The sequence below is a fragment of the Phytopseudomonas flavescens genome, assembly GCF_900100535.1.
Classification (GTDB): Bacteria; Pseudomonadota; Gammaproteobacteria; order Pseudomonadales; family Pseudomonadaceae; genus Aquipseudomonas; species Aquipseudomonas flavescens.
Genome location: NZ_FNDG01000001.1, coordinates 153,436 through 177,878 on the forward strand (window position 1 = coordinate 153,436; position 24,443 = coordinate 177,878).

The 24,443-nt window shown below is 63.1% G+C and carries 24 protein-coding genes; 7 read left to right on the plus strand and 17 right to left on the minus strand.

Annotated features, from left to right (window positions below):
* Nucleotides 1-75: 75 nt before the first annotated feature.
* Genes BLR94_RS00705 through BLR94_RS00715 form a run of 3 tightly spaced genes read right to left on the minus strand, consistent with a single transcriptional unit; the run spans nt 76 to nt 3,267 of the window.
* Nucleotides 76-1,320, minus strand: coding sequence for a lipoprotein-releasing ABC transporter permease subunit (locus BLR94_RS00705; protein ID WP_084306514.1), 1,245 nt, complete (start codon nt 1,318-1,320; stop codon nt 76-78).
* Nucleotides 1,320-2,024 carry a lipoprotein-releasing ABC transporter ATP-binding protein LolD gene (lolD, locus tag BLR94_RS00710; protein WP_084306515.1) on the minus strand — a complete coding sequence of 235 codons (705 nt, stop codon included), beginning with the start codon at nt 2,022-2,024 and terminating at the stop codon, nt 1,320-1,322. The genes BLR94_RS00705 and lolD overlap by 1 nt, the downstream gene beginning before the upstream one ends.
* Nucleotides 2,017-3,267 carry a lipoprotein-releasing ABC transporter permease subunit gene (locus BLR94_RS00715; protein ID WP_084306516.1) on the minus strand — a complete coding sequence of 417 codons (1,251 nt, stop codon included), beginning with the start codon at nt 3,265-3,267 and terminating at the stop codon, nt 2,017-2,019. Before BLR94_RS00715 ends, lolD begins: the two co-directional genes overlap by 8 nt.
* A gap of 95 nt (nt 3,268-3,362) precedes the next feature.
* Here BLR94_RS00715 and BLR94_RS00720 point away from each other — a divergent pair, with 95 nt between their 5' ends.
* From BLR94_RS00720 to BLR94_RS00735, 4 genes are all read left to right on the plus strand, one after another.
* Entirely contained in the window at nt 3,363-3,935 is a 573-nt protein-coding gene (locus BLR94_RS00720; RefSeq protein ID WP_084306517.1) for a PilZ domain-containing protein, read from the plus strand.
* A complete protein-coding gene (locus tag BLR94_RS00725) occupies nt 3,932-4,228 on the plus strand; it encodes a phosphodiesterase (protein WP_084306518.1) in 297 nt (98 codons plus the stop codon). Before BLR94_RS00720 ends, BLR94_RS00725 begins: the two co-directional genes overlap by 4 nt.
* A gap of 9 nt (nt 4,229-4,237) precedes the next feature.
* Nucleotides 4,238-4,957 (plus strand): glycerophosphodiester phosphodiesterase, encoded by a 720-nt coding sequence (locus BLR94_RS00730; protein WP_084306519.1) that lies wholly within the window; start codon nt 4,238-4,240, stop codon nt 4,955-4,957.
* 130 nt (nt 4,958-5,087) lie between these two features.
* A complete protein-coding gene (locus BLR94_RS00735) occupies nt 5,088-5,606 on the plus strand; it encodes a P-loop nucleotide/nucleoside kinase family protein (protein ID WP_084306520.1) in 519 nt (172 codons plus the stop codon).
* 167 nt (nt 5,607-5,773) lie between these two features.
* Here BLR94_RS00735 and sthA read toward each other — a convergent pair whose 3' ends face one another.
* The 10 genes from sthA to BLR94_RS00785 all read right to left on the minus strand — a co-directional run bounded on the left by sthA (nt 5,774) and on the right by BLR94_RS00785 (nt 16,297).
* Nucleotides 5,774-7,168 (minus strand): Si-specific NAD(P)(+) transhydrogenase, encoded by a 1,395-nt coding sequence (gene sthA / locus BLR94_RS00740; protein WP_084306521.1) that lies wholly within the window; start codon nt 7,166-7,168, stop codon nt 5,774-5,776.
* Between the two features lie 126 nt (nt 7,169-7,294).
* Nucleotides 7,295-7,528 carry a (Na+)-NQR maturation NqrM gene (gene nqrM / locus BLR94_RS00745; RefSeq protein ID WP_084306522.1) on the minus strand — a complete coding sequence of 78 codons (234 nt, stop codon included), beginning with the start codon at nt 7,526-7,528 and terminating at the stop codon, nt 7,295-7,297.
* Complete coding sequence (locus BLR94_RS00750; protein ID WP_084306570.1) at nt 7,525-8,556, minus strand: FAD:protein FMN transferase; 1,032 nt, start codon at nt 8,554-8,556, stop codon at nt 7,525-7,527. Before BLR94_RS00750 ends, nqrM begins: the two co-directional genes overlap by 4 nt.
* Nucleotides 8,556-9,779: an NADH:ubiquinone reductase (Na(+)-transporting) subunit F gene (gene nqrF, locus BLR94_RS00755; protein WP_084306523.1), complete on the minus strand. Its 1,224-nt coding sequence runs from the start codon at nt 9,777-9,779 to the stop codon at nt 8,556-8,558. The genes BLR94_RS00750 and nqrF overlap by 1 nt, the downstream gene beginning before the upstream one ends.
* A 10-nt stretch (nt 9,780-9,789) precedes the next feature.
* Nucleotides 9,790-10,398 (minus strand): NADH:ubiquinone reductase (Na(+)-transporting) subunit E, encoded by a 609-nt coding sequence (nqrE, locus tag BLR94_RS00760; RefSeq protein WP_084306524.1) that lies wholly within the window; start codon nt 10,396-10,398, stop codon nt 9,790-9,792.
* The gene (locus BLR94_RS00765) at nt 10,399-11,067 is read right to left on the minus strand and encodes an NADH:ubiquinone reductase (Na(+)-transporting) subunit D (protein WP_084306525.1); all 669 of its coding nucleotides are present in this window, start codon (nt 11,065-11,067) and stop codon (nt 10,399-10,401) included.
* A 3-nt stretch (nt 11,068-11,070) separates the two neighbouring features.
* Entirely contained in the window at nt 11,071-11,856 is a 786-nt protein-coding gene (locus BLR94_RS00770) for a Na(+)-translocating NADH-quinone reductase subunit C (protein ID WP_084306526.1), read from the minus strand.
* Entirely contained in the window at nt 11,849-13,060 is a 1,212-nt protein-coding gene (locus tag BLR94_RS00775; RefSeq protein WP_084306527.1) for an NADH:ubiquinone reductase (Na(+)-transporting) subunit B, read from the minus strand. The genes BLR94_RS00770 and BLR94_RS00775 overlap by 8 nt, the downstream gene beginning before the upstream one ends.
* A gap of 3 nt (nt 13,061-13,063) precedes the next feature.
* Nucleotides 13,064-14,401 (minus strand): Na(+)-translocating NADH-quinone reductase subunit A, encoded by a 1,338-nt coding sequence (locus tag BLR94_RS00780; protein WP_084306528.1) that lies wholly within the window; start codon nt 14,399-14,401, stop codon nt 13,064-13,066.
* 447 nt (nt 14,402-14,848) lie between these two features.
* Nucleotides 14,849-16,297 carry a glyceraldehyde-3-phosphate dehydrogenase gene (locus BLR94_RS00785; protein ID WP_084306529.1) on the minus strand — a complete coding sequence of 483 codons (1,449 nt, stop codon included), beginning with the start codon at nt 16,295-16,297 and terminating at the stop codon, nt 14,849-14,851.
* A 152-nt stretch (nt 16,298-16,449) separates the two neighbouring features.
* Here BLR94_RS00785 and mfd point away from each other — a divergent pair, with 152 nt between their 5' ends.
* A complete protein-coding gene (gene mfd, locus BLR94_RS00790) occupies nt 16,450-19,893 on the plus strand; it encodes a transcription-repair coupling factor (RefSeq protein WP_084306530.1) in 3,444 nt (1,147 codons plus the stop codon).
* Between the two features lie 259 nt (nt 19,894-20,152).
* On the opposite strand, the gene nagZ is transcribed toward mfd, so the two are convergent.
* Both nagZ and BLR94_RS00800 read right to left on the minus strand, forming a co-directional pair.
* Nucleotides 20,153-21,163 (minus strand): beta-N-acetylhexosaminidase, encoded by a 1,011-nt coding sequence (gene nagZ, locus BLR94_RS00795; RefSeq protein WP_084306531.1) that lies wholly within the window; start codon nt 21,161-21,163, stop codon nt 20,153-20,155.
* 259 nt (nt 21,164-21,422) lie between these two features.
* Nucleotides 21,423-22,127 (minus strand): TetR/AcrR family transcriptional regulator, encoded by a 705-nt coding sequence (locus tag BLR94_RS00800; protein WP_084306532.1) that lies wholly within the window; start codon nt 22,125-22,127, stop codon nt 21,423-21,425.
* 265 nt (nt 22,128-22,392) lie between these two features.
* On the opposite strand from BLR94_RS00800, the gene lexA reads away from it, so the two are divergent.
* Nucleotides 22,393-23,004 (plus strand): transcriptional repressor LexA, encoded by a 612-nt coding sequence (lexA, locus tag BLR94_RS00805; RefSeq protein WP_084306533.1) that lies wholly within the window; start codon nt 22,393-22,395, stop codon nt 23,002-23,004.
* Between the two features lie 10 nt (nt 23,005-23,014).
* Nucleotides 23,015-23,473 (plus strand): SOS-induced cell division inhibitor SulA, encoded by a 459-nt coding sequence (gene sulA / locus BLR94_RS00810; RefSeq protein ID WP_084306534.1) that lies wholly within the window; start codon nt 23,015-23,017, stop codon nt 23,471-23,473.
* An 80-nt stretch (nt 23,474-23,553) separates the two neighbouring features.
* Here sulA and BLR94_RS00815 read toward each other — a convergent pair whose 3' ends face one another.
* On the minus strand, nt 23,554-23,790 hold the full coding sequence (locus BLR94_RS00815; protein WP_084306535.1) for a hypothetical protein: 237 nt from the start codon (nt 23,788-23,790) through the stop codon (nt 23,554-23,556).
* Nucleotides 23,791-23,901: 111 nt separating this feature from the next.
* Nucleotides 23,902-24,423, minus strand: a complete 522-nt coding sequence (locus BLR94_RS00820; RefSeq protein ID WP_084306536.1) for a DUF6586 family protein — start codon at nt 24,421-24,423, stop codon at nt 23,902-23,904.
* Nucleotides 24,424-24,443 lie beyond the last annotated feature (20 nt).

Sequence of the window (24,443 nt, forward strand, 5' to 3'; positions counted from 1 at the left end):
GCAGAAACGAAAAGGCCGCTATTTTCATAGCGGCCTTTCGAGCCTAGCAGGCGGCTGACAGAGCGGCAGCGGCCATCACTCGTAACGCAGCGCCTCGGCCGGCTGGGTACGCGACGCACGCCAGGAGGGATACAGCGTGGCGAGGAAGCTGAGGATCAGCGCCGCACTGCAGATCAGCACCACGTCGCCGACCTGCAATTCGGACGGCAAGGTGCTGATGAAGTACACGTCGGAGCTGAATACATGCTGCCCACTGATGCGCTCGAGCCAGCCCACCAGTTCGCTGACGTTGAGGGCAGCCAGCACACCGAGCACGCCACCGATGAGGGTACCGATCACCCCGATCACCGTGCCCTGCACCATGAACACCCCCATGATCTGCCGCGGCGTGGCGCCCAGCGTGCGCAGGATGGCGATGTCGGCGCCCTTGTCGGCGACCACCATGATCAGCGTGGCGATGATGTTGAAGGCAGCCACCGCGACGATCAGCAGCAGCAGCAGACCAATCATGGTCTTCTCCATCTTCATGGCGCTGAACAGGCTGCCCTGGGTCTGCGTCCAGTCGCTGGCGTGGTAACCCTCGCCCAGTTGCGCGGCGAGGGCGGCGGCGACCTGGGGCGACTGGTACAGGTCTTTGAGCTTGAGGCGGATGCTCTGCACCGAACCTGGCTCCAGGCGCTGGATCTGCGCGGCATCGGCTACGTTGATCAGGGCCAGGGAGCTGTCCAGGTCGGCGCCCACCTTGAAGATGCCGACCACGTTCAGGCGCTGCATGCGCGGCGTGATACCACCCGGCACCGAGCTGATTTCCGGGACGATCAGGGCCAGGCGATCGCCGACCTGCAGCTGAAAGCGGCGTGCCGTGATCTCACCGATGATCACCCCGTACTCGCCTTCGCGCAGATCACTCAGGCGGCCCTGCACCATATGATCGCCGATGATCGAGACCTTCGGCTCCAGCTCGGGGTCGATGCCGTGCAGTTGAATCGGCTGCATCACACCGCGGTAGGACAGCATGCCTTCCAGCTCGGCGAAGGGCACGGCCGCTTCCACCTGGGGATTTTCCAGGGCGACCCTGGCCGGCGCCTGCCAGTCGGCCAGGGCTGGCGAACCGGCGAGGGTCGCATGGGGCACCATGCCGAGAATGCGCGAGCTCATTTCCCGGTGGAAACCATTCATCACCGAGAGCACCACGATCATCGCCAGCACGCCCAGAGAGAGGCCGATCATCGAGGTCAGGGAAATGAACGAGATGAAGTGGTTGCGGCGCTTGGCACGGGTGTAACGCAGGCCGATGAAGACACTCAGCGGGCGAAACATCAGGCGTGCACCAGCTTGCCGTCTTCCAGGCTCAGCACCCGGTCCATCTGCCGCGCCAACTGCAGGTCGTGGGTCACCACCAGAAAGGCGGTCTGCGACTGCGTACTGAGTTCGCGCATCAGGTCCTGAATGCCTTGAGCGGTGTGGTTGTCGAGGTTGCCGGTAGGCTCGTCGAGCAGCACCAGCCCCGGGCGATTGACCAGCGCCCGGGCAATCGCCACGCGCTGCCGCTCACCACCGGACAGCTCGGCAGGCTTGTGGCTCAGGCGATGGCCAAGGCCGACCCGCTCGAGCAACTCGCTGGCACGCTGACGCGATTCGCTGATCGAGGTCTTGCCGATCAGCAGCGGCATGCACACGTTCTCCAGCGCGGTGAATTCGGCGAGCAGGTGGTGGAACTGGTAGACGAAACCCAGCGAGCGGTTGCGCAGCAGGCCACGCTGTTTCTCGTTGAGCGCCGACAGCTCCTCACCGGCCAGCCAGACGCTGCCGCTGCTCGGCGTATCCAGGCCGCCGAGCATGTTCAGCAGGGTGCTCTTGCCGGAGCCCGAACTACCGACGATGGCCACCCGCTCACCGGGCAACAGCTCCAGTTGCAGGTCGTCGAGTACCACCACCGACTGCGGGCCTTCTTCGTAGCGCTTGCTCAGGTTGCGGCAACTGAGCACGGCGCTTGCCTGCGCCTGCACGACCGGATCACTCATAACGTAATGCCTCCGCGGGCTGGGTGCGTGCCGCGCGCCAGGCCGGATAAAGAGTAGCGAGGAAACTCAGGACCAATGCCGCAGCGCAGACCTGCACCACATCGGCGAGCATCAGCTGCGACGGCAAGTAGTCGATGAAGTACACATCGGCATTGAGAAACTTGAAGCCGAGCAGGCGCTCGACGCCGGCGATGATCGAGCTGATGTTGAGCGCGGCGAGAATGCCCAGCAGCGCGCCGATCAGGGTGCCGATCACGCCGATCACCGTGCCCTGCACCATGAAGGTGGCCATGATCTGCATCGGCGTGGCGCCCAGGGTACGCAGGATGGCGATATCGCCCTTCTTGTCGGTGACCACCATTACCAGGGTGGAGATGATGTTGAAGGCCGCCACGGCGACGATCAGCAGCAGCAACAGACCGATCATGGCTTTTTCCATGCGGATGGCCTGATACAGGTTACCGTGGGTGCGCGTCCAGTCGCGGGCCAGGTAATCCTGCTCGCCGAAGCTTTGCGCCAGTTGCCAGGCGGTGCGCGGCGCCTGGAACAGGTCGGCGAACTTGAGGCGGATGCCCTGCACCTGATCGGCCTGATGGCGCTGCAGGCGGGCCAGATCCTGGATGTGGGTCATGGCCATGAAACCGTCGATCTCGCCGGCACCGACATGGAAGATGCCGACCACGGTGAAACGCTTGAGACGCGGAAACATGCCACCGGGGGTGACGGTGACTTCCGGCGCCACGAAGGTCAGCTTGTCACCCAGGCCAACGCCGAGCTTCTCGGCCGCCTTGTCACCGATGACGATGCCGAAGGTACCAGGCTGCAGATCCTCCAGCCGGCCCTCGCGGAAGAAGTCGCCAATGATCGACACCTTGGGCTCCTCGACGGGATCCACGGCATTGATCAACACCTTCTGCACCTTGCCATCGTTGGTCAGCAGGCCCTGCATCTGGCTGAACGGCGCCACTGCGAGCACCTGGGGATTGTGCAACGCACGTTCGGCCAGCCGCCGCCAATCGCTGATCGGCTGGGAACTCTCGACCGTGGCGTGGGGCACCATGCCCAGCACGCGGGTGCGCATCTCGTGGTCGAAGCCGTTCATCACCGACAGCACCAGGATCATCACCAGCACACCGAGTGCCAGCCCGATCATCGAAGTCAGAGAAATGAACGAAACGAAGTGGTTGCGACGCTTGGCCCGCGTGTAGCGCGTACCGAGAAAAACGGACAGGGGTCTGAACATGTGGGGCGCTTGTTCGAGGGAAAGAGAAACGTCCTTGTGGCGGGGTCTGGCGAGCGGCCTTACACTCTGACCACCACCGCTGCCATGGGTTCGCCATGTCGACTCAAGACGAAAATGATCGCCGCGAATACTACCGTATCGAGGACACGATCGCACTGGATTTCACCCCACTGGCGGGTGCCGATGCCCTGGCCAGCGACGAGCTTCACGAGGCTTCACCGCTGTTCAATCTGCTCAGCGAACTGCATGTGATGGACTTCGAGTCCCAGCACCTGCTGCGCAATATCAGCGAACGCGACCGTACCCTGGCCAGTTACCTCAAGGTGGTCAACAAGCGCATCGACCTGCTCGGCCAGGCCATCGCCCAGAGCCTGCTGCGCGATATCGGCCCACCCAAGCACGTCACCCTGTCGGAGGGCGGCATCAGCTTCTTCAATGCCCAGCCCCTGCCGGTCGACGCCCACCTGGCGCTGAAGATGGTGCTGATGCCCCAGGCGCTCGGCCTGCTGTTGCGCGCCAGGGTGCTGCATTGCCAGGAACACGAGGGGCAGTTCGAGATCGGCGCCGAATTCGAAGCGCTGACCGACGCGCAACGCCAGCTGCTCGCCCGGCATATCCTGCAACGCCAGGCGCAGGAGCGCCGTCAGGCCCGCGAGGAACTCACGTGACGCCATTGCGCCCGCTGCTTGCGCTGGTCCTGCTGCTGCCGCTGGCAGCCCAGGCCGACACCCTGAAAATCCCCATCGGCCAGCAGGGCGCCGACCTCACCGACCTTCCGCAGATGGGCCAGTCCAAGCGTTCGGTGCTGGAGCGCTTCGGCCTGGCCGACGAGGAGCGCGCCCCGGTCGGCAAGCCGCCGATCACCCGCTGGGACTACCGCGAATTCAGCGTTTATTTCGAATACGACCATGTGATCGACAGCGTGCGCCACCAACAGCCACGCGCGACAAGCACCCAGTAAGGAGCAACCGTGACCCTGATCTACGGCCACCGCGGCGCCAAGGGCGAAGCCCCGGAAAATACCCTGACCAGCTTCCAGCAGTGCCTCGAGCACGGTGTTCGCCGCTGCGAGCTGGACCTGCACCTGTCCCGCGACGGCGAACTGATGGTCATCCACGACCCGACGCTGAAGCGCACCACCGGCCAGCGTGGCAAGGTGGTCGAGCACGACGCCGCCGACCTGGTGCATTACGACGCCCGCCGTGGTGGCCCGGGCTGGCGCTACCCCTGCCCCATTCCACGCCTGAGCGAGCTGTTCGAGCAGTGCGATTTCGAGCACTGGCAACTGGAGGTCAAGAGCGCGTCCAAGGTTCGTGCGGCTCGTACGGTGGAAGCCATCGCCCTGCTCAGCCGGCGCTTTGGCCTGGACGACAGGATCACCATCACCTCCAGTTCCCGAGAAGTGCTGAGTGCGGCCCAACGCCTGACCCCACACCTGGCCCGCGGCCTGGTCGCCGAATACGCCTGGCTGGATCCGCTCAAGGTCGCCCGCAACTACGGCTGCGACTTGCTGGCCCTGAACTGGACGCTGTGCACCCCGGAACGCCTGTTCAAGGCCCAGAAATCCGGTTTGCACGTGTCGGTATGGACGGTCAACGAACCCGCCCTGATGCGCCGCCTTGCCGACTTCGGCGTGGACAGCATCATCACCGACTTCCCTGGTATCGCCGTGAGCACATTGCGCGGCTAAGCGCAGTAGCGCGGTGACTTATGCAACATGTGGGAGCGCGCCATGCGCGCGAAATCACGGGCATGGACTGGGCGTCCCCGCCCGCTCCCACATAAGCCTGAGTGCTGCTCAAGAATCAGAAGGATCGAACATGCTGATCGTCTTCAGCGGCCTACCTGGCACCGGCAAGACTACACTAGCCAAAGCCCTGGCCACTCATCTCGGCGCCGTCTACCTGCGTATCGACAGCATCGAGCAGGCACTGCGTAACAGCGGCGCGCTCAGGCAGGACGTCGACGCCAGTGGCTACCAGGTTGCCAACGCCATCGCGCTGGATAACCTCAAGGCTGGACTCAAGGTGGTCGCCGATTGCGTTAATCCGGTATCGGAAAGCCGCGAGGCCTGGGCTGACACTGCAGCACACGCGGGATGCCGGTTGCTGAACGTGCAGATCATCTGCTCGGACGCGATCCAACATCGACAGCGGGTGGAGTCGAGAGTCAGCGACGTACCCGGCCTCGTGGCACCCCATTGGCAATCGGTCGTAGCTCATGAGTACGAGCCCTGGGGACAGGCACCGCTCACCATCGATACTGCGCTGACTACACCCGAAGCGGCGCAGGCGTTACTGGCAGAGTATGTAGCCACGTCCCAGCAAAAAGACGGCTAAACAGCCGAGCGCATTATAAGAACCGACACGTGATGAGCCCATAAAAAAACCGACCCACAAGGGATCGGTTTTCGGGCCTGCTCAGACGCTCTCGCGGTTTGGCCAGCGCCAGTCGCGGGAGTCGGCGAAAGGATCCCCGACCGGCTCAGGCCGCCGGCCGGAGCCGCTCAAAAAAGCCGGTTGAGCCCGTCGAACGCCGCCACCCGGTAGGCCTCCGCCATGGTCGGGTAGTTGAAGGTGGTGTTGACGAAATACTTCAGGGTATTCGCCTCGCCCTTCTGGTTCATGATCGCCTGGCCGATGTGCACGATCTCCGAAGCCTGGTAGCCGAAGCAGTGCACGCCGAGCACTTCCAGGGTTTCGCGGTGGAAGAGGATCTTCAGCATGCCCACCGGCTCGTGGGAGATCTGCGCGCGGGCCATGCTCTTGAAGAACGCCTTGCCCACTTCGTACGGCACCTGCGCCTTGGTCAGCTCGTGCTCGTTCTTGCCGATCGAACTGATCTCGGGAATGGTATAGATACCGGTGGGAATGTCATCGACGATCCGCCAGCTGCCGTTGTCGACGATGCTGCCGGCCGCGGAACGACCCTGGTCGGCCGCGGCACTGGCCAGGCTTGGCCAGCCGATCACGTCACCGGCAGCGTAGATGTTGTCGACTTCGCTGCGGTAATGCTCGTCGACCTGCACCTGGCCACGGCTGTTGACCTTGATGCCGATGTTTTCCAGGCCCAGCTTGTCGGTGTTGCCGGTACGCCCGTTGCACCACAGCAAGGCATCGGCCTTGATCTTCTTGCCGGACTTGAGGTGCAGGATCACACCGTTGTCCAGCCCCTCGATGCGCTCGTACTCCTCGTTGTGGCGAATCAGCACGTTGTTGGTGCGCAGGTGGTAGCTCAGGGCATCGGAGATTTCCGAGTCCAGGAAGCTGAGCAACTGGTCACGGTTGTCGATCAGGTCGACCAGCACGCCCAGGCCGCTGAAGATCGACGCGTACTCGCTACCGATCACTCCGGCGCCGTAGATGATCAGCCGGCGTGGCGTATGGCTGAGGGTGAGGATGGTGTCGCTGTCGTAGACGCGCGGATGGTTGAAGTCGATATCCGCCGGGCGATAGGGGCGCGAACCGGTGGCGATGATCACCTGCTTGGCCGACAGGGTTTCCAGCACGCCGTTGGGGCACACCACTTCGATGGTCTGGTCGTCGGCGAAACTGCCGGTGCCGAAGAACACGTCGATGCGGTTGCGGGCGTAGTAGCCGGTTCGCGAGGTGACCTGCTTGGCGATTACCCGCTCGGCGCTTTTCAGCACGTCGGGAAAGGAGAACCAGCGCGGCTCGCCGATCTGCCGGAACATGGGATTGGTGTTGAACTGCATGATCTGCCGCACCGAATGGCGCAGCGCCTTGGACGGAATGGTGCCCAGGTGGGTGCAGTTGCCGCCGACTTCACGGCGGTCGTCGACCACCGCCACCTTGCGACCGGCCTTGGCCGCGTTCATCGCCGCCCCTTCCCCCGCCGGGCCGGAACCCAATACAACGACATCGTAGTTGTAGACCGCCATGTTCTCTCCTCAGATCACGCCGGAACGCTTATGCCACGTCCTCGGCAGAACCAGGCCCGACAACTGGCCTGGCACGCAACATTTCGCAACAACGCATAGCCTACCGGGCCAGACCGCAAATGGCGATCAGCGCTTGCTGGCGTCGTAGGTTTGCACGCCGGATTCGCCATCACCCTCGGCCTCGCGCGTCACCTCCACGCACTTCTCGCGGTCGTCGCCGCAGATCGAGCATTTCTTCTCGATCCCCAGGTTGGCGATGCCGCCGCAGGAGCCGGCGATGGGCTTGCGGCCCATGATCACCCCCACGGCCATCAGGCCGACGACGGTGAGCATGATCAGAAAAACCATTACGAATGTCATTGCTTGCCTCCCGCAGCGAAAAGCTGCTCGAACGTGGCGGTACTGCGTGTGACGAAACCGTCTCCCTCACGGGTGACGAAAAACGCCGCGATGCCCTGGCGCTGCGCGTAGTCGTAGCCCTTCTCGGGGCCGAGCACCAGCAGCACGGTGGACAGCCCGTCGGCCATCAGCGTAGTAGGGGCCGCCACGGTGACCGCCGCCAGCCGGTGCTGAATCGGCGCAGCGGTCTGTGGATCGAGGGTGTGGGAATAACGCACGCCCTGCTCTTCGAAATAATTGCGGTAATCACCCGAGGTGGAAATGCCGTAGCCATCCAACTCGATGACGCGCTGGATGGCCCGCTGATCGTCACGGGGCGCCTCCAGGGCGATGCGCCAGGGCTGGCCATCGGGCTTGCGCCCTACTGCCTTGAGCTCGCCGGTGGCCTCCACCAGGTAACTGCGCACGCCCAGCCCGACCAGACGCTCGATGATTCGATCGACGGTATAGCCGGCAGCGATGCTGTTGAAGTCGACCTGCAGGTCGAGATCCTTGCACAGGCGATCACCCTCGATATGCAGATGCGCCTGGCCGATACGCCCGCGCACCTCTTTCAAGGCCCCGGCGTCCGGAATCTGACGCTCGCCATTACCACGCGGGCCGAAGCCCCACAGGTCGAGCAATGGCTCCAGGGTCAGGTCGAACGCTCCGCCACTGTCACGGTGCAGCTCGTCGCCGGTGCGCACCAGTTGCAACACACCTTCCGGCATGGGCATGCAGGTGCCCGCCGGCGCGCGGTTGAACTGCTCGATCAGCGAGTCGTCACGGTAGGTGGACACCTGTTCGTCCACCTCGGCAAAGATCGCCTCGACCTCGGCCTTGAGCGCCGCCTTGTCGGGAACGGATGCCGTGCTCACGTACTTGACCGAATAGGTACTGCCCTGGGCGGGGCCGCCGAACTCTTCGACACGCTCGGAAAAGCCGCAGCCCACGAGCGTAGCAGCCAAGGCCACAACAAGGGCGGGCTGCAGCAGCGCGGGCAGTGGCATCATCCGCCGAAGTCGTCGAGCAGGATGTTGTCCTGTTCGACACCCAGGTCGGTGAGCATCTTGATCACCGCGGCGTTCATCATGGGCGGGCCGCACATGTAGAACTCGCAGTCTTCGGGTGCCGGGTGGTCCTTGAGGTAGTTCTCGTACAGCACGTTGTGGATGAAGCCCTTGAGACCGGTCCAGTTGTCCTCCGGCTGCGGATCGGACAGCGCCAGGTGCCATTCGAAGTTCGGATTCTCCGCCTGCAGCTGGTCGTACTCCTCGGTATAGAAAGCCTCGCGCATCGAGCGCGCGCCGTACCAGAAGCTGATCTTGCGGGTGGACTTCAAACGTTTGAGCTGGTCGAAGATGTGCGAACGCATGGGCGCCATGCCGGCCCCCCCGCCGATGAAGACCATCTCGGCATCGGTGTCCTTGGCGAAGAACTCTCCGAACGGACCGTACACCGTGACCTTGTCACCGGGCTTGAGGCTGAACACCCAGGAAGACATCTGGCCTGGCGGCAGGTGGTCCTTGCCCGGAGGCGGCGAAGCGATGCGAATATTGAACTTCACCAGACCGACTTCTTCGGGGTAGTTGGCCATGGAGTAGGCACGGATCACCGTCTCGTCGACCTTGGACACGTACTTCCACTGGTTGAATCTGTCCCAGTCGCCGCGGTACTCCTCCTGGATGTCGAAGTCCTTGTACTGCACGGTGTGCGGTGGGCACTCCAGCTGCACGTAGCCACCGGCGCGGAAGTCGACGCTCTCGCCTTCCGGCAGCCTGAGGGTCAGCTCCTTGATGAAGGTGGCGACGTTGGGGTTGGACTCCACCGTGCACTCCCACTTCTTCACGCCGAAGACTTCTTCGGGCACTTCGATCTTCATGTCCTGCTTGACCGGGGTCTGGCAGGACAGGCGCCAGCCGTCACGGGCTTCACGCTTGTTGAAATGCGACTCCTCGGTGGACAGCATCTCGCCGCCGCCGCTTTCCACGATGCATTTGCACTGTGCGCAGGTACCGCCGCCGCCACAGGCGGACGACAGGAAGATCTCGTTCTCGGCCAGGGTCTGCAGCAGCTTGCCGCCGGCCGGGACGGTGATGGTGCGCTCGCCGTTGATCTCGATGTTCACGTCGCCGGCGGAAACCAGGCGCGCACGTGCCATGAGGATCACCGCCACGAGGAGGATGATCACCACGGTGAACATGGAGACGGCTACTAGAATCTCGAATGCCATTGGCAACTCCTTACAGCTGTACGCCGGAGAACGACATGAAGCCCAGCGACATCAGGCCAACGGTGATGAAGGTCAGCCCCAGCCCGCGCAGACCGGCAGGTGGATCGCTGTACTTGAGTTTCTCGCGGATCGCCGCCAGCAGCACGATGGCCAGGGCCCAGGAGACACCGGCACCGGCACCGTAGACCACGCTCTCGGTGAAGTTGTAGTCACGCTCGACCATGAACAGCGTGCCGCCGAAGATGGCGCAGTGCACGGTGATCAGCGGCAGGAAGATGCCCAGCGCGTTGTAGAGCGCCGGCAGGTACTTGTCGAGCACCATCTCCATGATCTGCACCACGGCGGCGATCAGGCCGATGTAGCAGATCAGCCCGAGGAAGCTCAGGTCGACTTCCGGCAGGCCGGCCCAGGCCAGCGCGCCATCCTTGAGCAGGTAGACGTAGAGCAGGTTGTTCAGCGGCACGGTGATGATCATCACCACGATCACCGTCAGACCCAGCATCAACGAGGTTTCGACCTTCTTGGAAATCGCCAGGAAGGTACACATGCCCAGGAAGAACGCCAGGGCCATGTTCTCGATGAACACCGCACGGACGAACAGGCTGATGTAATGCTCCATTTAGTAGGCCTCCTCGTTCTTCACCTGGGGCGCCATGCGGTACTCGACCTTCTCGACCTGCTCGGTCTTGAAGCTGCGCAGTGCCCAGATGAACAGGCCGATCAGGAAGAACGCCGACGGTGGCAGCAGCAGCAAGCCGTTGGGCTGGTACCAGCCGCCGTTGTTGACCGTGTGCAGGATCTGTACGCCCATCAGCGAACCGGCACCGAACAGCTCGCGCACGATACCCAGCGCCACCAGCATGGCGCTGTAACCCAGCCCATTGCCCAGGCCGTCGACGAACGACGCCACCGGCGGGTTGGACATGGCGAAGGCTTCGGCGCGACCCATGACGATGCAGTTGGTGATGATCAGGCCGACGAACACCGACAGCCGCTGGCTCAGGCTGTAGGCATAGGCCTTGAGGAACTGGTCGATGACGATCACCAGGGACGCGATGATCACCACCTGGGCGATCATGCGGATGGAGCCCGGAATCTGGTGGCGCACCATCGAGATGAAGAAGCTGGAAAACGCCGTGGTCACGGTCAGCGCGATGGACAGCACCAGCGCCGTGCTGAGGCTGGACGTGACCGCCAGCGCCGAGCAGATGCCGAGGATCTGCAGACCGATCGGGTTCTTGTTGAGAATCGGATCGAGCAGCAGCTCTTTCATGGTGGATTTGGACATGGATCAAGCCTCCCCTGCGCCGAGCTTCTTGATGAACGGGCCGAAGCCGTCCTCACCAAGCCAGAAGTGAATCATGTGGGTCACCCCGTTGGCGGTCAGCGTCGCGCCAGCGATGGCGTCGACCTGATAATCGGCCTGCGCGCTGTCGGGATTGACGCTGCCCTTGATCACCCGCAGAGCCGGTTCACCATTCTGGTAGACCTTCTTGCCGACCCACCTGGCCTGCCAGTTGGGGTTGTCGATCTCTCCCCCCAGCCCCGGGGTTTCGCCATGCTGGTAGAAGCCCAGGCCGGCGACGGTTTCCAGGTCGCTCTGCAGTGCCACGAAACCATACATGGTCGACCACAGGCCGTAGCCACGGACCGGCAGGATCAGGCGCCCCATCTGCCCGTCATGCTCGATCTGGTAGACCACCGCGTAGTGCTCCCGACGACGAATCGAGGCGATGTCGCGCTCTTCCGCAATCGGGCTGGACAGGGATGCATCGGCGATCGACTTGTTCTGGTCGAAGGTATGCGGGTCGAAGGCATCGCTGTACTCACCGGTGCGCAGATCGACCAGGCGTGGGGTGACGCGGGAGGAGAACACTTCCCGCACCTCATCGCTGGACATGCCCGGCTGCCACAGCTCGGCGATCACCAGCACCGCGCGCTGGCGGTCGACCAGCGCATTTTCCTGCTGGGTCGGACGCAGGATCAGTGCCGCGGCCGATACCGCGATCGAGCACACCAGGCACATCACCAGGGTCACGACCAGCGTACGTGCCGGGGTTTCTTTGATCTTAGACATTACGCGTCAGCCTCCGCTTGATGTTGGCCCGCACCACGTAGTGGTCGATCAGGGGCGCACACAGGTTGCCGAACAGGATCGCCAGCATCATGCCTTCCGGGAACGCCGGGTTGACCACACGGATGATGGTCACCAGCAGGCCGATGAGGATGCCGAAGATCCACTTGCCGGTATTGGTCATGGACGCCGACACCGGGTCGGTGGCCATGAAGATCATGCCGAAGGCGAAGCCGCCGGTGACCAGGTGCCAGTACCAGGGCATGGCGAACAGCGGATTGCTTTCCGAGGCGATAGCGTTGAACAGCGTGGCGGTGGCGATCATGCCGAGCATGACCCCGGTGACGATGCGCCAGGAGGCGATCTTGGTGATCAGCAGCACGGCGCCACCGAGCAGGATCGCCAGGGTACCGGTCTCGCCGATGGAGCCCGGCATCAGACCGATGAACGCGTGGGTCCAGGTCAGGCCGTCGTTGACCAGACCATTCACCCCGCCGTCCGCGATAGCGGTCAGCGCGGTAGCACCCGCGTAGCCGTCCACGGCCGTCCATACGCCATCACCGGAGATTTGCGCCGGATAAGCGAAGAACAGAAAGGCACGACCGACCAGAGCCGGGTTGAGGAAGTTTTTGCCGGTACCTCCGAACACTTCCTTGCCGATGACCACACCGAAGCTGATGCCCAGCGCCACCTGCCAGAGCGGAATGCTCGGCGGCAGGATCAGCGCGAACAGCACCGAAGTCACGAAGAAGCCTTCGTTCACTTCATGGCGACGGATCGAGGCGAACAGCACTTCCCAGAAGCCCCCGACGATAAACGCCGTGAGGTACACGGGCAGGAAGTACGCCGCCCCCTGGATGAAGTTGTCCCACAGGCTGCCCGGGTCGAAGCCGCCCAGTGCACCGATCAGCGCGAAGCGCCAGCCGTCCTGAGCGGCGAGCAGTTCCGGGCTCTGCGCGTAGACCAAGTTGGCCTGGTAGCCGGTGTTCCACATGCCGAAGAACATCGCCGGGAAGGTACAGGCCCACACGGTGATCATCATGCGCTTGAGGTCGATGCCGTCACGCACATGGGCGGTGGTTTTGGTGACGCTGGCAGGACGATAGAAGAAGGTGTCCACGGCCTCATAGAGGGCGTACCACTTCTCGTACTTGCCGCCTTTTTCGAAGTTGTGTTCGATCTTGTCGAGGAATTCACGCACGCTCACGGGTCAACCCTCCTTCTCGATGAGGGCCAGACTATCCCGCAGGATCGGACCGTATTCGTATTTGCCGGCACACACGTAGGTGCACAGCGCCAGGTCTTCCTCGTCGAGTTCCAGGCAGCCCAGCTGCTGGGCCATCTCGGTGTCGCCGACGATCAGCGAACGCAGCAACTGCGTTGGCAGAATGTCCAGCGGCATCACCTCTTCGTAGTTGCCGACCGGCACCATGGCACGCGGGCTGCCATTGGTGGTGGTCGAAAACGCGAAACGTTTTGCGGCGTTGAGCTTGGATACGAAGATATTGAGGATCGAGTGCTTGTTCACCCCGGCACGCAGGTAGTGCAGCATCTCGCGGTCATTTCCCTCGGCCAGGCAGGACACCTGCAGATGGTAGCGACCCAGGTAGGAACAGGAGCCACGGGACGTACGCCCACCCAGCACGGAGCCGGAAACGACCCGATTCTCACCAGCGGCGAGTTCACCCGCGGTCAGCTCATCGAGGTTGGCGCCCAGGCGGGTGCGCAGCAGACGCGGGCGCTCGACCACCGGGCCGCCCAGGGCGACGACGCGCTCGACCCACAGCTGGCCAGTGATGAACAGCTTGCCGACGGCGATCACGTCCTGGTAGTTGATCGTCCAGACGCTCTTGCTGGCGCTGACTGGATCGAGGAAATGGATATGGGTACCCGGCAGGCCCGCCGGGTGCGGGCCGGCGAACGCCTGGCTGCGTACGCCCTCGGTTTTTTCACCGGGAAGGCTCACACCTGGCGCCTTGCAGAGGAACACCTGGCCCAGACGGGCCAGCACCTTGAGGCCATTTTCGAAATCGGCGGCGTGGTCGGCGATGATCAAGGCAGGGTCGGCCGCCAATGGCTGGGTGTCGATAGCGCTGACGAAGATCGAGCTCGGTAGCGCATCGATGGCCGGCACCTTGCTGAACGGCCGCGTGCGCAGCGCCGTCCACAGGCCGGAGCGCTGCAGATTCTCGCGAACCAGCGATCCGTCGAGCGTATCGAGCTGCGCCTGCGGGTACTGCGCGAAGGTTTCCTGTTCATCACCGTCGAGGTCGATGACCACCGATTGCAGCACCCGCTTTTCACCCCGGTGAATGGCGCTGACCACACCGGCGCCAGGGGCGGTGTAATGGATGCCTTCGGATCGTTTGTCGGAAAAGAGAATCTGGCCCAGCTTGACCCGGTCCCCCACCTGAACGGACATGGTGGGTTTCATACCGTGATAATCGAAGCCTATGACAGCGACGCTGCGCACCGGCCTGGATGCTTCGATCTGCTGAGCCGGCGCGCCTGTTATGGGCAAATCCAGCCCACGTTTTATTTTGATCATAGGTCTGCCTAACCACTGAGCTTATAAATTTTGGATTACGCCCGACAAACGCCAATCGAATAGCACCACGCACGCCAATATCACTATTGCCGTGGAACGACGTCGAACGCAGGTAAGAAATCGTCGTGATTATAAAGTTGTGCGACAACCGGACGCCACCCAAGCGCTTGCTCTTTTTAGGTTTTCCGTTACAGGACGCGACAAGAGCGATAAGCGCAGAGGCCACGGACACCCGACAGGATCCATGAAAAACCGGCAGTCGTGGCTGTCATGGGGCAAAGCCCGGCACTTGCCATCGCGATGATTGCGGATCTGTCACGCAGGCTCCAGCCCGCTGATAACGGGCCACGGAAACAAGCCTGAAAGCACCCGCGGAACAACAAAAGCAGGGCAAAAAAATGGGAGCCCGAAGGCTCCCATTGTCATGTCCAGTCGAACGACTGGCGATCAGCGCGGGAATGCAGGCGGATTGACACCGGCCATGTCTTCCATCACGCGGACAACCTGGCAGCTGTAGCCGAACTCGTTGTCATACCATACGTAGAGCACGACGCGGTTGTCGTTGGCGATGGTGGCTTCGGCATCGACCACACCGGCATGACGCGAGCCAACGAAGTCGGTGGACACCACTTCCTGGGAGCTGACGAAATCGATCTGCTTCTGCAGGTCGGAGTGCATCGCCATCTGGCGCAGGTACTCGTTGATTTCTTCGCGGCTGGTGGCCTTCTCGAGGTTCAGGTTGAGAATGGCCATGGACACGTTCGGCGTCGGAACGCGGATCGCGTTGCCGGTCAGCTTGCCCTTGAGCACCGGCAGCGCCTTGGCGGCAGCAGTGGCCGCACCGGTTTCAGTGATGACCATGTTAAGCGCAGCACTGCGACCACGACGGCTGCCCTTGTGGAAGTTGTCGATCAGGTTCTGATCGTTGGTGTAGGAGTGAACGGTTTCGACATGGCCATTGACGATGCCGTACTTGTCATTGACGGCCTTGAGCACCGGCACGATGGCGTTGGTGGTACAGGAAGCGGCCGAGACGATCTTGTCCTCGGCGGTGATTTCGCCGTGGTTGATGCCATGCACGATGTTCTTCAGGGCACCCTTGCCCGGAGCGGTCAGTACGACGCGGTCGATACCCGGGCACTTGAGGTGCTGGCCCAGGCCCTCGGCATCACGCCACACGCCAGTGTTGTCGACCAGCAGCGCATCCTTGATGCCGTACTGGGTGTAGTCGATGGCCGACGGATCCTTGGCATAGATCACCTGGATCAGGTTGCCATTGGCGGTCAGGGTGCTGTTTTCTTCGTCGATGGTGATGGTGCCATCGAACTTGCCATGCACCGAGTCGCGGCGCAGCAGGCTGGCGCGCTTGACCAGGTCATTCTCGGCACCCTTGCGCACGACGATGGCGCGCAGACGCAGGCCATCGCCACCGCCGGTGTGCTCGATCAGGATGCGTGCCAGCAGGCGGCCGATACGACCGAAGCCATACAGCACGACATCGGTGCCTTTGCGCGGCGCGGCGTTCTGCTGGTTGGCCACGTCGGCCAGTTCGTCGGCGACGAACTGCTCGATGCTGCGGCCCTGGCCTTCGGCCTTGAACTTGCCGATCATCTTGCCCAGGTCGACGGAGGCGGCACCCAGCTTGAGCTCGCTCATGGCCTTGAGCACGGCATAGGAATCATGAACGGCCAGGCCATTCTCGTCAGCCTGGCGGTGACGGGCAAAACGGTGCGCCTTGAGAATCTCGATCACCGAACGGTTGATCAGCGTGCGGCCGTGGATCGACAGCACCACATTGTTGTTGCGGTACAGCTGACCAATCAGCGGAATCATCGCCTCGGCGAGGGCTTCACGGTCAATCCATTCACCAAGACACTGGTCGGGCTTCTGAGTCACGGCAATACCTTCCACATGTAGGGGCTGAAAAAAAGGGCTACATTATGACGACACACAGATTGCTCGGCAATCTGCAGCGGTCGAAACACTGACAGCCATCCTCGCGGATAGTTACAATCGGGGGCCAAATCGTTACCCATCGCGAGCCACCCGTGCCTGTACTGCGTCTGCCGTCCTTGCCGGCCACCGCCGGTAAACAACACTGGGGCAACCTGCCCGGTGCCGCACTGAGCCTGGCCATCGCCGAAGCGGCCAGCGCCGCGAAGCGCTTCACCCTGCTGCTCACTGCCGATAGCCAGAGCGCCGAGCGCCTGGAACAGGAACTGAGCTTTTTCGCCCCCGGGTTGCCGGTGCTGCATTTCCCTGACTGGGAAACCCTGCCCTACGACCTGTTTTCGCCACACCAGGACATCATCTCCCAGCGCATTTCGGCGCTGTATCGCCTGCCCGAGCTGAAGCACGGCGTACTGGTCGTGCCCATCACCACGGCCCTGCACCGCCTGGCACCGACCCGTTTCCTGCTGGGCAGCAGCCTGGTGCTGGACGTCGGCCAACGTATCGATGTCAACGACATGCGTTCGCGCCTGGAAGCTTCCGGCTATCGCTGCGTGGATACCGTCTACGAGCATGGCGAATTCGCCGTGCGCGGCGCGCTGATCGACCTGTTCCCCATGGGCAGCAAGCAGCCATTTCGTATCGACCTGTTCGATGACGAGATCGAAACCCTGCGCACCTTCGACCCGGAAACCCAGCGTTCCGTCGACAAGGTCGAGTCGATCAAGCTGCTGCCGGCCCGCGAGTTTCCCCTGGAGAAAAAGGCCGTCACCGATTTCCGCGGGCGCTTCCGCGAGCGCTTCGACGTCGACTTCCGGCGCTGCCCGATCTATCAGGATCTCTCTACCGGCATTACCCCGGCCGGTATCGAGTACTACCTGCCGCTGTTCTTCGAAGAAACCGCCACCCTCTTCGACTACCTGCCCCAGGACACCCAGGTGTTCTCGCTGCCCGGTATCGAAAAGGCCGCCGAGCAGTTCTGGACCGACGCGCGCAACCGCTATGACGAACGTCGCGTCGATCCCGAGCGTCCGCTGCTGCCGCCGGCGGATATCTTCCTGCCGGTCGAGGACTGCTTCGCGCGCCTGAAGGACTGGCCTCGCGTGGTGGTCAGCGCCGACGACATCGAGCCGGGCGTCGGCCGCACGCGCTTCGAAGCCAGCGCCCTGCCCGATCTGGCGATCCAGGCGAAAACCAGCGAGCCGCTGGCCACGCTGCGACGCTTCATCGATCAATACCCGGGCCGCGTGCTGTTCTGCGCGGAATCCGCCGGGCGCCGTGAAGTGCTGCTCGAGCTGCTGGCGCGCCTGAAGCTCAAACCCAGGGAAGTCGATGGCTGGCCACAGTTCTGCGCGAGCAAGGAGCGCCTGGGCATCACCATCGCGCCCCTCGACGAAGGTCTGCAGCTCGAAAACATCGCGCTGATCGCGGAAAGCCCGCTGTTCGGCCAGCGCGTCATGCAGCGCCGGCGTCGTGAAAAGACCCGCGACGGCGGCGACAACGTCATCAAGAACCTTACCGAGCTGCGCGAAGGCGCGCCGGTGGTGCATATCGATCATGGCGTGGGCCGTTACCTGGGCCTGGTGACCATGGAGTTCGATGGCCAGGCCGCGGAGTTCCTCGCCCTGATGTACGCCGAGGAAGCCAAGCTCTACGTGCCGGTCGCCAGCCTGCACCTGATCGCCCGCTACACCGGCAGCGACGATGCCCTGGCGCCGCTGCACCGCCTCGGCTCGGAAGTCTGGCAGAAGGCCAAGCGCAAGGCCGCCGAGCAGGTCCGCGACGTCGCTGCCGAACTGCTCGACATCTACGCCCGCCGGGCCGCCCGGGAAGGCCACGCCTTCGTTGATCCCAAAGCGGACTACGAAACCTTCAGCGCCGGCTTCCCGTTCGAGGAGACGCCGGATCAGCAGAGCGCCATCGAAGCGGTGCGCGACGACATGCTCGCCGCCAAACCGATGGATCGCCTGGTCTGCGGCGACGTCGGCTTCGGCAAGACCGAGGTGGCCATGCGCGCCGCCTTCATCGCCGTGCATGGTGGTCGCCAGGTGGCGATCCTGGTGCCCACCACCCTGCTCGCCCAGCAACACTACAACAGCTTCCGCGACCGTTTCGCCGACTGGCCGGTAACCGTCGAGGTGATGAGCCGCTTCAAGAGTGCCAAGGAAGTCAACGCGGCCATCGAGCAGCTCGCCGAAGGCAAGATCGACATTATCATCGGCACCCACAAGCTGCTGCAGGATGACGTCAAGATCAAGAACCTGGGCCTGGTGATCATCGACGAAGAACACCGTTTCGGCGTGCGCCAGAAGGAAGTCCTCAAGGCGCTGCGCAGCGAGGTGGACATTCTCACCCTCACCGCCACGCCGATTCCGCGCACCCTGAACATGGCGGTCTCCGGCATGCGCGACCTGTCGATCATCGCCACGCCCCCTGCCCGCCGCCTCTCGGTGCGCACCTTCGTCATGGAGCAGAACAAGCCGACCATCAAGGAGGCGCTGCTGCGCGAGTTGTTGCGCGGCGGCCAGGTGTACTACCTGCACAACGACGTGAAGAGCATCGAAAAGTGCGCCGCGGACCTCGCCGAGCTGGTACCCGAGGCGCGCATCGGCATCGGCCACGGGCAGATGCACGAGCGCGAGCTGGAACAGGTGATGGGCGACTTCTACCACAAGCGCTTCAACGTGCTGATCGCCTCGACCATCATCGAGACCGGCATCGACGTGCCCAGCGCCAACACCATCATCATCGAGCGTGCCGACAAGTTCGGCCTGGCCCAGTTGCACCAGCTACGCGGCCGCGTCGGGCGCAGCCACCACCAGGCCTATGCCTACCTGCTGACCCCGCCGCGCAAGCAGATGACCGACGACGCGCAGAAGCGTCTCGAAGCCATCGCCAACGCCCAGGATCTCGGTGCCGGCTTCGTGCTCGCCACCCATGACCTGGAAATCCGTGGCGCGGGCGAGTTGCTTGGCGACGGCCAGAGCGGGCAGATCCAGGCCGTGGGCTTCACCCTGTACATGGAAATGCTCGAGCGCGCGGTCAAGTCGATCCGCAAGGGCGAACAGCCCAACCTCGACCAGCCACTGGGCGGCGGGCCGGAAATCAACCTGCGCGTGCCGGCACTGATTCCCGAGGATTACCTGCCGGACGTGCACGCCCGCCTCATCCTCTACAAACGCATCGCCAACGCCGTCGACGAAGACGGCCTCAAAGAACTGCAGGTGGAAATGATCGATCGCTTCGGCCTGCTCCCGGAGCCAGCCAAGCACTTGGTGCGCCTGACCCTGCTCAAGCTGCAGGCCGAGCGCCTGGGCATCAAGAAGATCGACGCCGGGCCGCAGGGCGGACGCATCGAGTTCGCCGCGGAAACACCGGTGGATCCGTTGACGCTGATCAAACTGATCCAGAGCGCGCCGAACCGCTACAAGTTCGAAGGCGCCACGCTGTTCCGCTTCTCCATCCCCATGGAGCGGGCGGAAGAACGCTTCAATACGCTGGAAGCGTTACTCGAGCGTTTGCTGGCCACGGTGAAAAGCTGAAGCAATCAGGGCCGCACAAGCGGCCCTGATTGCATGCGGCCTGGCCCGAGCGAAGCGTACGCCGGAGCCTGCTTATTGCCGTATAACGGCCGCTACAAGGCGTAGCGGTCATTTGTAGGGTGGACGACGCTTCATCCGTCCACCGCTCTGCGATCGCGATGGTGGATGAAAAGAGCGTCAGCTACGCGCCCCGATCCACCCTACGGCTGCTTCCGCCTCTTTGCAGTCAGCCCGATAAAACGAGACGAACGCTCTCGGCTCACTCCACCAACTGCGCTGCTCGCAACGCCAAAAGCGCCTGCGCCCAGCGTGGATTCTGACGATAGTCGACACCGGGGAAAGCGCGACGGCGCATGCGTGCCAAGCCCTTTGGTGCCACGACCCGTAGGCGCTGCGCTGCCGAAAGCGCCAACTCGGCGGCCGCACGATCATTGCACACCAGCCCCATGTCACACCCGGCCGTCAGCGCTGCCTCGATACGGCTGGCGGCATCGCCAACCACATGGGCGCCGGCCATCGACAGGTCATCGCTGAAGATCACGCCCTGAAAGGCCAGTTCACCACGCAGGATGTCCTGCAGCCAGCGCCGCGAAAAACCGGCTGGCTGGCTGTCAACCTGCGGATAGATGACGTGGGCCGGCATCACTGCCGCCAGGTCACGACTCAGGGCCGCGAAGGGTCGCAGGTCGTTCTGGCGGATTTCATCCAGGCTGCGTTCGTCGGTTGGGATGGCCACATGGGAGTCGGCCTCGGCCCAGCCATGGCCGGGAAAGTGCTTGCCGGTCGCGGCCATGCCCGCCTCCGCCATGCCGCGGATGAAGGCGCCAGCCAACTGAGTGGCACGCTCGGAGTCACCCTCGAAGGCACGGTGCCCGACCACAGCGCTACGCTGGTGATCGAGGTCCAGTACCGGAGCGAAACTCAGATCCAGGCCCACCGCCAGGACTTCGGTGGCCATCAGCCAGCCGCACTGCATCGCCAGGTTTTCCGCATCGGCGCAGCCGGCAATGGTACGCATCGCCGGCAAGCGCACGAAGCCCTCCCGCAGACGCTGCACGCGGCCACCCTCCTGGTCCACGGCGAGCAGCAGATCCGGGCGTAGCGCACGGATGGCCTGCGACAGCTCGCGCACCTGACGCGGATTCTCGATATTGCGGGCGAAGATGATCAGGCCGCCGACCTCGGGCTGACGCAACAACTGCCGGTCTTCGGCAGTCAGCCAGGTACCGGCGATATCCACCATCAGGGAGCCATACAGGGGGGTAGTCACAACGGGTAATCCTTACTTGAGTGGCCGCCTCGCTCGACTGGAGCGAGGCGCTTCATCGACCGGTGCCACGCACCGAGCGCACACCGGGGGAAGGTTTGCAGCAGCTGCACAATTACAGTATGCGCGCGGCCATGGGACAGTCGCCCGACAGCCGCAGCGATTGGCTGGTGGCTCTGCCGAGCCGGGCAATGCAGGAAACCGCAGCTGACAAGGGCGGTAGCTTAGGGGCAGCGACGAGCCCCCCGCAAGCCGGGCGCGGTCAGCCCTTGCCGATGGCCGCGCCCTTGCTGCGCGGGATGATCTGCGCGGCCGCCAGGCGCTCGTCGGTCACGCCACTTGCGGAACGCATGCCTGCGGCCAGAAACGGCACCATCAGGCGCATGACCTGCTCGATGGAGGTATCCACGCCGAAGTCGCTCTCGGCCATGGCGCGCAGTGCCTTGATGCCGGACATGCTGAACGCCGCGGCGCCCAGCATGAAGTGCACCCGCCAGAACAGTTCCAGCGGCGGAATGCCCGGCGCGGCCTCGTGCACCAGCAGCATGTAGCGACGGAACACCTTGCCGTAGACTTCTTCGAGGTATTTGCGCAGATGGCCCTGGCTCTGGCTGAACGCCAGCCCGAGCAGGCGCATGAAGATCGACAGATCGTTACCGCTGCGCGGCTTCACGGACAGCGTCTGTTCGACCAGCAGTTCGAGCAGTTCCTCGAGGCTGAAGGTGACGCCCGGCTTGCCCTGGCGCTTGTCCAGCTCGCGCTCGAGGCTGGCACAGAACGGCCCGAGAAAGCGCGAGAAGACCGCCTGTATCAAGGCCTTCTTGGAGCCGAAGTGGTAATTGACTGCGGCAAGGTTGACTCCAGCCTTGCTGGTGATCAGGCGCAACGACGTCTCGGCGAACCCCTTTTCCGCGAACAACTGCTCCGCGGCATCCAGAATACGTTCAACGGTTTCCGATTGCGCCATGACATCCATCCGACAAACAAGTGTTTGAAACATACGTTTCAGCCCGCGCGACTGTCAAGTCACGCAGGCCGTATTCTGGATGCTCAGTCACCATTTGGCGATAGCGTCGCAGCCCCTGGCGCAACCTGCCCGCACAAGCTGCCTGCCCACAGGTTTATTCGCCATCTGGCAAATAACAGAGGTGCAACGCGCATCGGTGGATTGCCAAGCGACGCTTACTGTATATAATCCCAGTCACTGTATAAAAAGACAGAGCCAACCTCCCATGATCAAACTGACGGCCCGCCAAGCGGAAATCCTCGCCTTCATCAAGCAGTGCCTGGAAGACAACGGCTACCCGCCGACTCGTGCAGAGATCGCCCAGGCGCTCGGTTTCAAGTCACCGAACGCCGCCGAGGAACACCTCAAGGCTCTGGCGCGCAAAGGTGCCATCGAGATGACGCCCGGCGCCTCCCGGGGCATTCGCATTCCCGGCTTCGAACCCAATCAGCTCGAGGAAGAAGGCCTGCCGGTGATCGGTCGCGTGGCTGCCGGCGCGCCTATTCTGGCCCAACAGCACATGGAGGAAGCCTGCCGGATCAACCCGGATTTTTTCCGCCCGAAGGCCGACTACCTGCTCCGGGTACGCGGCATGAGCATGAAGGACATCGGCATCATCGACGGTGATCTGCTTGCCGTGCATACCACCAGCGAGGCGCGCAACGGCCAGGTGGTGGTCGCACGCCTCGACGACGAGGTGACGGTCAAGCGCTTCAAACGCGAAGGCAATACCGTCTGGTTATTGGCGGAAAACCCTGAATTCGCCCCGATCGAAGTGAACCTGGAAGAACAGGAGCTGATCATCGAAGGCTTGAGTGTCGGCGTCATACGCCGCTAATGGAGGCGTTATGCAGTTCCCTCAGTCGCTGAGCCGTACCCAGCTCCCCCTGTTCGATGCCTTTCTGGCCTCGAACATCGCGGTGGTCGAGCCCGAACCGATAGTCCAGGAAAACACGTTCAGCGAGGTATCGCTGAGGGGTGCTGCGGGTCACTGCCTGACACTGCTGGCGCCCATGCTGCGGGAATTGAGCGAGAAGGATGACGAGCGCTGGCTGGCCCTGATCGCCCCACCGGCCAGCCTGACCCAGAGCTGGCTGCGCGATGCCGGCCTGAATCGCGAACGGATTCTGCTGCTGCAGCCTCGCAGCGGCCAGAGTGCCCTGCAACTGGCTCAGGAAGCCTTGAAACTTGGCCGTAGCCATACGGTGGTCAGCTGGCTGCATCCCCTACAGCAGCACGCCCGCCAGCAACTGCAGGCGGCGGCGCACCTCGGTCAGGCACAAAGCCTGAACATCAGCCTGGGTTGATCCGCAGGTTAGAGAAATGCTCAACACTGGAGTGTACTTTCTGCCTGCTCGCCCCTGAGGGCGCGCGGTAGGAAACCGAATCAATGCAGGACGCGGGGCTGCTCGTCTTCCTGATCGAAATCGCCTTCCGCCATTTTGCCGGCCATTTGCACGCCGACATTGAGCATCGCCTTGGCGACTTCCACGTGCTGGCCCTGGAGAAAGGCCTTGGCATCTTCCGAGAAATCCAGCACCACCAGCGCTTCCTCATCATCGGCTCGACGCAGGGCGATGCGCCCATCGGGCAGTTCGACGATTTCAAGGAAAGCAGTAGGCATGACTCGGATTCTCCACACAGGGCCGCGTAGTGTAGCAGTCGCTCGGCCCTATGGCTTGGCGAAAAACTGCCAGGTGCTGAACGGACGTTCAATCACCGGCAAGTCTGACGCTCACCATTCGCTGAGGCCGACGCGAAAACGCTGCGCCAGCGACTTGAGTTCCTGCCGCCAACTCTCCAAGGTCTCCCAGGCGAGAAGCGGCAACTCCTGGTCCAGGCTCAGCGCCTCGATCAAAGCCGTGGCGCCAGGGTCGCCCTTGGCTTCCCGTGGCGGACGCGGCGGCTTGAACAATTGAGCGTGAGCAGCCAGCAGTTGCCCAAGCCAGGTGTGCGGGTTTTCGGACAGTTCCACCAGCTCGGCCAACTCGGGACTCGGCGCAGCCTCCAGGTTCCGGCGGTCCAGCACCACCTCGGCACGCGCGGCATTGCTGCCCGGCAAGCGATAGAAGCCGGCGATTTCATGACAAAGGCCCAGTAGCGCCCCGTACAGGTGAAACAGCGTGGCCTCTCGCTCGGCCTGCACCAGCGCCTGGGCGTTCATCGCCCGGCCTTGTTCGGCCTTGCGCCAGGACTCCAGCGAGAGCCCGGCATAGAAAATCTTCTGATTGGTGCGGGTGTACAGTTCGCCAGCCATATGCACTCTCCAGAGAGCCC

Excerpts from the sequence above, each read along its gene's own strand:
- BLR94_RS00705 (WP_084306514.1), bottom strand. The coding sequence starts at position 1,320 with ATGTTTCGCCCGCTGAGTGTCTTCATCGGCCTGCGTTACACCCGTGCC.
- lolD (WP_084306515.1), bottom strand. The coding sequence starts at position 2,024 with ATGAGTGATCCGGTCGTGCAGGCGCAGGCAAGCGCCGTGCTCAGTTGC.
- BLR94_RS00715 (WP_084306516.1), bottom strand. The coding sequence starts at position 3,267 with ATGTTCAGACCCCTGTCCGTTTTTCTCGGTACGCGCTACACGCGGGCC.
- BLR94_RS00720 (WP_084306517.1), top strand. The coding sequence starts at position 3,363 with ATGTCGACTCAAGACGAAAATGATCGCCGCGAATACTACCGTATCGAG.
- BLR94_RS00735 (WP_084306520.1), top strand. The coding sequence starts at position 5,088 with ATGCTGATCGTCTTCAGCGGCCTACCTGGCACCGGCAAGACTACACTA.
- sthA (WP_084306521.1), bottom strand. The coding sequence starts at position 7,168 with ATGGCGGTCTACAACTACGATGTCGTTGTATTGGGTTCCGGCCCGGCG.
- nqrM (WP_084306522.1), bottom strand. The coding sequence starts at position 7,528 with ATGACATTCGTAATGGTTTTTCTGATCATGCTCACCGTCGTCGGCCTG.
- BLR94_RS00750 (WP_084306570.1), bottom strand. The coding sequence starts at position 8,556 with ATGCCACTGCCCGCGCTGCTGCAGCCCGCCCTTGTTGTGGCCTTGGCT.
- nqrF (WP_084306523.1), bottom strand. The coding sequence starts at position 9,779 with ATGGCATTCGAGATTCTAGTAGCCGTCTCCATGTTCACCGTGGTGATC.
- nqrE (WP_084306524.1), bottom strand. The coding sequence starts at position 10,398 with ATGGAGCATTACATCAGCCTGTTCGTCCGTGCGGTGTTCATCGAGAAC.
- BLR94_RS00765 (WP_084306525.1), bottom strand. The coding sequence starts at position 11,067 with ATGTCCAAATCCACCATGAAAGAGCTGCTGCTCGATCCGATTCTCAAC.
- BLR94_RS00770 (WP_084306526.1), bottom strand. The coding sequence starts at position 11,856 with ATGTCTAAGATCAAAGAAACCCCGGCACGTACGCTGGTCGTGACCCTG.
- BLR94_RS00780 (WP_084306528.1), bottom strand. The coding sequence starts at position 14,401 with ATGATCAAAATAAAACGTGGGCTGGATTTGCCCATAACAGGCGCGCCG.
- BLR94_RS00800 (WP_084306532.1), bottom strand. The coding sequence starts at position 22,127 with ATGGCGCAATCGGAAACCGTTGAACGTATTCTGGATGCCGCGGAGCAG.
- lexA (WP_084306533.1), top strand. The coding sequence starts at position 22,393 with ATGATCAAACTGACGGCCCGCCAAGCGGAAATCCTCGCCTTCATCAAG.
- sulA (WP_084306534.1), top strand. The coding sequence starts at position 23,015 with ATGCAGTTCCCTCAGTCGCTGAGCCGTACCCAGCTCCCCCTGTTCGAT.
- BLR94_RS00815 (WP_084306535.1), bottom strand. The coding sequence starts at position 23,790 with ATGCCTACTGCTTTCCTTGAAATCGTCGAACTGCCCGATGGGCGCATC.
- BLR94_RS00820 (WP_084306536.1), bottom strand. The coding sequence starts at position 24,423 with ATGGCTGGCGAACTGTACACCCGCACCAATCAGAAGATTTTCTATGCC.